The organism is Ruoffia sp. FAM 20857, assembly GCF_045528645.1.
In the GTDB taxonomy this organism is placed as follows: domain Bacteria; phylum Bacillota; class Bacilli; order Lactobacillales; family Aerococcaceae; genus Ruoffia; species Ruoffia halotolerans.
Genome location: NZ_JBGQRB010000069.1, coordinates 1 through 6,166, shown reverse-complemented (window position 1 = coordinate 6,166; position 6,166 = coordinate 1). Strand labels below are relative to the sequence as shown.

The window sequence follows — 6,166 nt, the reverse complement described above, 5'->3', positions numbered from 1 at the left end:
AATACCTAGTTATAGTACCTATAACTATTGCGCACCTGCCGTGGGCTAAAAGCAAAAGAATAATCTAGCCACTTTGTAGGCTAGATTATAAGCATAGAAAACCTATCGTTTTTATGCTTATAAAAGAGAAAGGAGTAAAGAAATGGCAAAAGCATTTGCAAGGCAAACAAAGCTAAAAAATGTTGTCGGTCGAAGTCAATATATATCCGACAACCAAAGACAAGAACATATCGTTTTGCATTCCCAGGAAAATATGATCCACTCCTGGAATGAATATGCAGACTATGAAAAGCAAAATAGAAAAAATAAAGAAGAAAATATTCAAGGCAGAGAAATAATTATTGCCCTTCCAAATGAACTAGATCAAGACCGAGAAAAATTAAAAGAAGTAGTTGATGATTACTCTTTTAATCTCTTAGGAGACAATCGAGATTTTGAATATGCAGTCCACTGGAACAAAGAAAAAACAAATCTTCATGCTCATATTATTTACTCCGAAAGAGAAAGACAAAAGAAAGAGCCAAAAAGATATAAAAGAGATTATTATTATAATTATGAAGAAGGGAAGATGTCCAGCAAGAAAGATTCCAATGCTGTTATTACAAAGCATAAGGGAGATATTAAATACGATAAAGAGGGAGAAATAGAGTATACAGATCAGTTTTCTAAGAAAGATACTCAATTTAAAAGCATAGAATACAATGAAAAAATAAAAGAACAACTAGCTGAAATATTAAATAAGCATGATTTTAAATCAAGAGTTTTTGATAATAGAATCGAATTACCTCAAGCAAAACTTTACAAGGGAGCAAGTAAAGATTATAAAGATAAGGTTAGTCAAAGCAACAAGGCAAGGCGAGAATATAACAAAGAGATAGTTAATGCAGTAGATGAAAAGCTTATGCCAATGACAATGGCTATTATAAGAAAAGAAAGTATTATGAAGCAAGTTAAAGAAGAAAATAGCAAGACTAAAAGTATCTCTAGCAGAGGGATTGAAATTATTAAAGAGAGTGTTGAAGAAGTTAAAGCCTATGTTAGAGAGAAATTAGAGAGAATCAAAGAAGTATTTAAACCAAAGCCAACAGCATTAGAGTTAGAAATTAAGTCTTTAGAAGATAAGACAGATCAGAAGATCAATAACTTAACTTATAGTATTGCAGAAAATAAGGCTGAAATTAGAAATGAACTTGAAAAAGCTACTGATGTACGAGATCAAAGAGAACAATTACCTAGTTATAAAGAAGCAGAGAAGCAAGTTAGACAGCATGAAAGTATGATTGATAGATACGAAGATATGAATAGAGAAATTAAATATGTTAAAAGAGAATTAAAAGATGTAGAAGCAGACTATAAAAAATTGAAATTTTACGAAATATTAAAAGAAAAACCTTTAAGTCTTAAGCATGATGAACTTAAAGAGAAATTAGAAAGCTTAGAAAATAAAGTTGGAAGCATTGATATAGATAAGCACAAAAGTATGAAGAAAGAGATTCAATCTAAAATAAACAGAATAAAGAATAAGGAAAATGAACTCTATAAAGAAGAAAAACAATCTTATAATAAAATTGATAGACTAGAACAATTAAATAAAGATCATGAAGAAGAAATAAAAGGTTTAAGATCTTTATTAAAAGAGAGAATATTTGAACTGAAAAACCCTGAACTTGTAAAAAATAGAAAAGAAGAAAAAACTTCTATGAGTGAAAGAATAGCTTCTGCAAAAATAAAAGCAAAAGAAATAAATGAAGAAAGAAAAGAAAAGCCTAATTTTTCTATCGGAGAATTACAAAAGACTCAAAAAGAAATTGACCGTAATAAAAAAGAAAAACTAGATAAGGCAAAGAGAAAATCAAGAGGTGTGAGCCGATAAACAAGAAAAAAAGAAAAATAAAGTATAAAAATAACTGGGTATAATCGTAAAATTGTTATATAGTGAGTAGTACTAGGTGTACTACTAGAGTACTACTAAAGAGGTGGGTAGATGAACAAGCAAATATATACTATTACAGAGCTATCAGAAGAATTAAATCAGGCAAGGCAAAATGTAAGGCGAAGGCTAATAAAGCTTGATATACAAGCCATTAACGAAGATGATAGGGAGTATAAAACTGATCCTTTAGAGTACGATTATCAAGCTTTAGTTAGTTTAGCAGAAGATTTTGGAGTAGTACTAAGAACAAGCTTTAGTACTACTAATGAACAAGCTAGTACTACTAAAGATCAAGCAAATGAACAAGCTGAAAATGATATAATTGAGGTATTAAAAGATCAATTGGAGCATGAAAGAGATCAAAATAAAAAACTATCAAAACTGAATGAAAACTTATTAAATCAGTTAGATAAAAATCAAACATTACTAGATCAGCAACAAAGATTAAGTCTAAATAATATAAATAATATTAAGATGTTAGAGTCAGAATTAGAAGAAAAAAAAGAAGAGAAAGAAGAAAAAGAAAATAAATGGTATCATATATTTAAGAGAAAAAAATAGTTACATATTACAAAAAAATGAGTTTGACACAATAAGAATTGAGTAAAATTGATAAATAATATAACAAAAAAGTATGTCGCCATTGTATATTTAAATGGTGACCTACTTTTTTTAGTTTTTTCTTAAAAATTAGTCACCGTATATCTCCTTAAAATAACCTCTTGTCTGATTTTTATAGATAGTATTCTTGTTTTATTATAAAGTTAAATTATCTCATAGAGAGTAGGAGGTTTAAAATGAAATTAGAAATCAACATAGACCCAAATATAAAAGAAACTATAATTAAAGTATTTGCAGAATCAATGAACGATGATGTAGCACTCGTTCAAAGCATTTTAGGATCTTCATCGATTAATCGGATTGTGGGATTTAAAAATGAGGAGATTTCATTACTTGAACCAGATGATATTATTCGTTTCTTTACAAATGATAAAAAAGTATTCGCGCAAACTATGAAAGATGAATATTTAGTTCGTTTAAGAATGTACGATTTAGAAGAAAGATTTAGATCAACTACATTTATTCGAATTTCGCAAGGTGAATTGATAAATTTAGACTATGTTAAAAGACTTGATTTAAGTTATAAAGGCACTATTGCTTTAGAGTTTAAAACTGGAGATATTTCTTATGTATCTAGAAGAAGTCTTAAAAACTTCAAGAAAGTATTAGGAATATAAAGGAGGATCTATCATGAAATATATTAAAAAAATTATAAGTGGAGCATTTATAGGTGTGGGCATAGGTTTTACATTAAATCTGATATTCTCTATTATAAATGGAGAATATTATCCAGGAGTTCCTAGCTTTTTAGAGAAGTATGATTCAACATTAATGGCAGTTACTGTTCAAACATTGATTTATATGTTACTAGGTATAATTCAAGCTTTTTCAACTGATATAATGAATAACCAAAAAAGATCACTTTTATCAAATACAATTATCCACTTTTCTATAATTTTCTTACCTTTGCTAGTGGTAGCATATATATTGCACTGGGGTAGATATTTGTTAGGATTATTAGTAATAGGATTTAGTATTTTGGTAGTGTATTTTATTATTTGGGTTGTATCTTATCTTAGTATAAAATCTCAGATTGATAAAATAAATCAAACTATTTCAAAAAAGGATAAATAAAAAGTGGAGATATTTTCCTGAGTTTGTCTTAAATGCAATTATGTAAAACCCACTAAAACGGTTATAAGTATTGATATAAAAAGGATAGAGCAGATTTACTACTCTGTCCTTTTTTATTTTTCTTCTTTGAACTTGTCTTAAGGATTAATTTAGTACACTTTTGTAAAACTAAGGGATCAGGTAAAACTTGATTAAATGAAGATGTTAAATAAAAGCATATCTAGGCTCTAAAATCAATTCTAAGAGGTTTTATATGTTTTCTGGTGCTAAGCCTTATAAGATTAAGTTAAAGCTCATGGACAAGCTAAGGAATGGTTTTATTTGCTATAATTATCAAGGCTAAAGCTAAATAGGAATTTATATGTTTTCTGTATGCTTTAGCCTACTTTTAAAGGAGCAAATAAAAAAATAAAATCAAGGTGGAGATTTTTAGTGGTTTTCTAAAAATACTACCTTTAGTTTATTTAGTGAGTGGTTTAACATCAGAAGATCTTAGACCCCTTTTAAAAAAGGTGCTAACACCCCTAAAACTTATATTAGGGCTTTGCCCTCTGCTAAAGCATTCACCCACACTTACAGAGAGTGAGCTTCAACTAATGGTTGAAGCCTTGTTTTAGTGTGTTTTATAGCTAATAGTAAAGGTAGTATTTTAAAACTTTAAAAAGACAAACTTTTAACATCTCCACCTTGACTATTAATTAAGTTAAAAGTGTAAAATAATATTTATTGATAATCTAAGTCCCCCTAGTGTTCTTTTTAGGGTTTTGATTTTTATTAATAAAGTAGAGAGTAGATATTTATATTATTAACTGAAAAATATAAAGTATTATGATATACTAAAAGTGTAAAATAATATATATTGATAATCTAAGTCCCCCTAGTGTTCTTTTTAAGGTTTTGATTTTTATTAATAAAGCAGAGAGTAGGAGGTAGAATTATATGTCCAATAATATAGAGGATAAGAAAGGTAATTATGAAGTGGTTAGAAATATATTAAGTAGTAGGTATCAAGAAGTAAATGGATATGATTTTTATAGATATATATTTCCTGATAACCAGAACCTAGGAGAGTTATCAGGAAACTACTCAAAGCCTAACGCTATATATTTGTATAGAGATGAGGAAGAAGAAGATCCTGATAGGACTTATAGAAGAAGAATCATGCTTAATGATACATGGGAAGATGATTATATGAACTATGTAGAGTGTAATCATAAGACACTATGTTCAGGATTAGCTTACAGAGATAAAAAGAATAGGTTAGAGAATGCCCAGCAGATGAATGCTTTAGTATTTGATCTTGATTCAGTAGGAGAAAATGAGCTTGAAAATTTATTGCTAAGAATGAGTAAGAAGCCAGGTCTTAGGACACTTCCAGAGCCGACCTTTATAGTTATGAGTGGTACAGGTCTACACATTTACTATGTATTTGATCGACCAGTTGCTTTATATCCAAACATTAAGCTTCAAATGAAAGCTTTAAAATATGATTTAACTTTTAAAATGTGGGAATATAAAGCAACTTCCAAAGAGAAGCAGATTCAATACCAGTCAATTAATCAAGGTTTTAGAATGGTTGGCTCAATAAATGATAAGTATAATCTTCCAGTAATAGCTTTTAAAATTGGAGATAAGGTATCTTTAGATTATGTAAATTCCTATGTAGATGTAAAAGAGAATATGGTTGATGTAAATAGACAGTTTAGACCTAGTCAATATAGTAAAGAAGAAGCTAGGGAGAAGTTTCCTGAATGGTATGAAAGAGTTATTGTTAAAGGAGATAAGAGAGCTAAAAAGTGGGATATAAAGAGAGATCTTTATGATTGGTGGCTAAAACAGAGCTATAAGGTTAAGGGTGGACACAGATATTTTTATTTAATGTGCATGGTTATCTATGCGTTTAAGTGCAATATTCCTAAAGAAGAAGTGGAAGAAGATATGAATGAAAAATTTGAAGAGCTTAAAGATATAGAACATAGTAATCCATTAACTAAAGAGGATTTATATACTGCTTTGGAAGTTTATCATAGAGAATATTATAATTTTACTATTGATGATATAGAGAAACTTACAGATATAAGAATTGAAAGAAATAAAAGGAATTACAGAACTCAAAAACAGCATTTACAGATTGCAAGATCTACTAGGGATATTATCCATGAAAATTGGCGAGAAGGAAATGGTCGTCCAAAAGGTAGTGGGACAAAGGAAAGTCTTGTAAAAGAATATATTGAAGAAAATCCTAATGATAATCCAACAGAAATCGCTAGAGCTTTAAATATTAGTAGACCAACTGTATATAAGTATATGAAAAATTGAGTTCTCTTAAAAAGATAATTTGTAAGAGAAAAGAATAAGTAATATAATACAAAAAAGAAGGTTTTAAAGCTTTCTTTACGAAGGAAAGCGCAAATACCTAGTTATAGTACCTATAACTATTGCGCACCTGCCGTGGGCTAAAAGCAAAAGAATAATCTAGCCACTTTGTAGGCTAGATTATAAGCATAGAAAACCTATCGTTTTTATGCTTATAAAAGA

General features: G+C 28.9%; 5 protein-coding genes. All 5 read left to right on the top strand.

Features of this window, described 5'->3' with window-relative positions; all coding sequences use genetic code 11:
- The first annotated feature begins 142 nt into the window (after positions 1 to 142).
- Positions 143 to 1,873, top strand: a complete 1,731-nt coding sequence (locus ACEN4N_RS10795; protein ID WP_407094222.1) for a hypothetical protein — start codon at positions 143 to 145, stop codon at positions 1,871 to 1,873.
- A gap of 111 nt (positions 1,874 to 1,984) precedes the next feature.
- Entirely contained in the window at positions 1,985 to 2,494 is a 510-nt protein-coding gene (locus ACEN4N_RS10790; RefSeq protein ID WP_192978342.1) for a hypothetical protein, read from the top strand.
- Positions 2,495 to 2,730: 236 nt separating this feature from the next.
- Positions 2,731 to 3,171 carry a LytTR family DNA-binding domain-containing protein gene (locus ACEN4N_RS10785; protein WP_407094221.1) on the top strand — a complete coding sequence of 147 codons (441 nt, stop codon included), beginning with the start codon at positions 2,731 to 2,733 and terminating at the stop codon, positions 3,169 to 3,171.
- Between the two features lie 13 nt (positions 3,172 to 3,184).
- Positions 3,185 to 3,628 (top strand): DUF3021 domain-containing protein, encoded by a 444-nt coding sequence (locus ACEN4N_RS10780; RefSeq protein ID WP_407094220.1) that lies wholly within the window; start codon positions 3,185 to 3,187, stop codon positions 3,626 to 3,628.
- 939 nt (positions 3,629 to 4,567) lie between these two features.
- Positions 4,568 to 5,947 carry a hypothetical protein gene (locus ACEN4N_RS10775; RefSeq protein WP_087059213.1) on the top strand — a complete coding sequence of 460 codons (1,380 nt, stop codon included), beginning with the start codon at positions 4,568 to 4,570 and terminating at the stop codon, positions 5,945 to 5,947.
- The last annotated feature ends 219 nt before the right edge of the window (positions 5,948 to 6,166 follow it).

Excerpts from the sequence above, each read along its gene's own strand:
- ACEN4N_RS10795 (WP_407094222.1), top strand. The coding sequence starts at position 143 with ATGGCAAAAGCATTTGCAAGGCAAACAAAGCTAAAAAATGTTGTCGGT.
- ACEN4N_RS10790 (WP_192978342.1), top strand. The coding sequence starts at position 1,985 with ATGAACAAGCAAATATATACTATTACAGAGCTATCAGAAGAATTAAAT.
- ACEN4N_RS10785 (WP_407094221.1), top strand. The coding sequence starts at position 2,731 with ATGAAATTAGAAATCAACATAGACCCAAATATAAAAGAAACTATAATT.
- ACEN4N_RS10780 (WP_407094220.1), top strand. The coding sequence starts at position 3,185 with ATGAAATATATTAAAAAAATTATAAGTGGAGCATTTATAGGTGTGGGC.
- ACEN4N_RS10775 (WP_087059213.1), top strand. The coding sequence starts at position 4,568 with ATGTCCAATAATATAGAGGATAAGAAAGGTAATTATGAAGTGGTTAGA.